Source organism: Luteibacter sp. OK325, from assembly GCF_003050935.1.
Classification (GTDB): Bacteria; Pseudomonadota; Gammaproteobacteria; order Xanthomonadales; family Rhodanobacteraceae; genus Luteibacter.
Window position 1 is genome coordinate 1 of the sequence record NZ_QAOX01000021.1, and the last position, 1,234, is coordinate 1,234.

2 protein-coding genes are annotated in these 1,234 nt (G+C 64.0%); both read left to right on the forward strand.

Annotated features, from left to right (window positions below; all coding sequences use genetic code 11):
* Positions 1–60 precede the first annotated feature (60 nt).
* Positions 61–378, forward strand: coding sequence for a transposase (locus tag C8J98_RS21860; RefSeq protein ID WP_107916080.1), 318 nt, complete (start codon positions 61–63; stop codon positions 376–378).
* Complete coding sequence (locus tag C8J98_RS21865) at positions 375–1,226, forward strand: IS3 family transposase (protein ID WP_233260337.1); 852 nt, start codon at positions 375–377, stop codon at positions 1,224–1,226. The genes C8J98_RS21860 and C8J98_RS21865 overlap by 4 nt, the downstream gene beginning before the upstream one ends.
* Positions 1,227–1,234 lie beyond the last annotated feature (8 nt).

Here is a 1,234-nt window from a genome sequence, read left to right on the forward strand (position 1 = left end):
TGCAGTGGTCTAATTTTCCTGGACACCCATGTAGGAGCAAAATCCCTACCGAGGTGACCCATGGGATATCGACCGATCGACCCGGCGCTCAAGCGCCGGGCGGTGTGTTTAGTACTGGATGAAAACCGCTCCGTGCCTGCCGTGTGCGGGTTGCTTGGGCTTGGCCCGACGGCCTTGCGACGCTGGGTCGATCAGGAACGGCAGTTGCGTGACACGCCACCACCGACGCCCGAGCAGGTCGCGAAGTACGAGGCCGAGCTGGCGGCGCTTCGCGAGCAAGTGGCCACATTGGAAGCGGAGAAAGCCGTCCTAAAAAAACAGCTGCCCTTTCACATGGAACGACTGCTCGGCAAGCGGCGCAGATCGTCGAGAAGGTGAAAGGGAAGCTGTCCATCCGTCGTACGTGCGCCCTGCTGGACGTGCCTCGCAGCAGCTATTACGCGCACCGGACGGCGCGGCCGCCACGTCCTGTCGAGCCGGTGCTGGAGCGCGCGGTGCGGGCTTTGCACGCGAAGAGTCGCCATACGATCGGGTCGCGTCGCTTGTCCGCAGGGCTACGCGCCCAAGGCCTTCCGGTGGGCCGCTGCAAGGCTGGCAGCCTGCTTCGCCGCCTGGCACTGCCCAAGCGTCGCCGTCGCTATGAGCACTACAAACGGCTGACCAAACCGTCCGTGGTGGCGCCCAACCTTCTCAACCGGGAGTTCGATCCGGTCGAGCCAAACGTCGCCTGGGTCGGCGATATCACGCAGCTGAAAGTCGGCGGACATTGGCTCTACGTGGCCTTCGTCATGGACCTTTTTTCTCGCCGGGTGATCGGCTGGTCATGGGGGCGACACGCCGATGCGCGCTTGCCGGAAGAGGCGCTGGCAATGGCCCTGGAGATGCGCCGGCCTCCGGCCGGCGTGATCTTCCATTCCGACCAGGGCTGCCAGTACACCTCCGATCGCTTCGTGGCCTTCGTGGCGCGCTGCGGGGTCCGGCAGAGCATGAGCCGGCGGGGCAACTGCTGGGATAACGCTGTGATCGAGAGGGTCTTCAAGACGCTCAAGTACGAATGGGTGCCCGAAGGAGGCTACGCATCCATCGCCGACGCCGAGAAGGAGCTGACGGACTTTCTCCTCTACTACAACCTGGAACGGCTGCACTCGCGGCTAAACGACATCCCGCCAGCGCTCTTCGAGCGCCTGGCGGCTCAGGCTCCTACGCAGGTGTCCAGAAAAGCTTGACCACTGCA